This is a genomic window from Vibrio sp. 1402, assembly GCF_033340275.1.
On record NZ_JAWOWE010000316.1, the window covers coordinates 1 to 669 of the forward strand.

Here is a 669-nt window from a genome sequence, read left to right on the forward strand (position 1 = left end):
ACGAGTCATAAAAAAGTCTTTCACCATCATTTCGCCAGCACCTACGCCGACGGTATAAATAGTGGCATTGTATTTCTTCGCAATCTCAGCCGCTTCGATTGGATCTAACACACCTGCGGTGTTACTGCCGTCACTGAGCAAAATCATCACGCGCTGGGGCGCATCGCTATCGACAAAGGTTTTTGTTCCTAAGCCGATACCATCGCCAATTGCGGTTCGTTGACCAACTAGGCCAATTACGGTTTGCTTGATTTGTTGGATAACGGTTTGTCGGTCAGCCGTCAGTGGCGTTTGTAAGTACGCGTGGTCACCAAATAGAACTACTCCAAGCCGATCACCCTTTCGCTTCGCGACAAAATCTGATAGGACTTTTTTCACGGCAGAGAGTCGGTCGATGTACTCGCCATCTAAGTTCATGTCCTCTTTTTGCATGGAACCTGAAAGGTCAACCACCAGCATTAAGTCTCGGTACTTAGGTTGAAACTCGACAGGTTCACCAAACCAAACTGGTCTCGCACAAGCGATGACCAATAGCGTCCAAATGGCTACCGACAACGACTTTTGTTGCCATTGTTTAGGTTTATGGCTGTTTTTGCTTTCTGGCAAATACGCCAGTTTGATTTCTGCTTGTCGAGTTTCTTCAGGAAGAAGCTTGTAAATCAGCAGAGG

Annotated in this window: 1 protein-coding gene; it reads right to left on the reverse strand. The window is 46.9% G+C overall.

Annotated elements, in window-relative coordinates; genetic code table 11:
* Window positions 1-669: VWA domain-containing protein (locus R7044_RS25795; RefSeq protein WP_225456070.1), on the reverse strand; the 669-nt coding region annotated here is incomplete at both ends.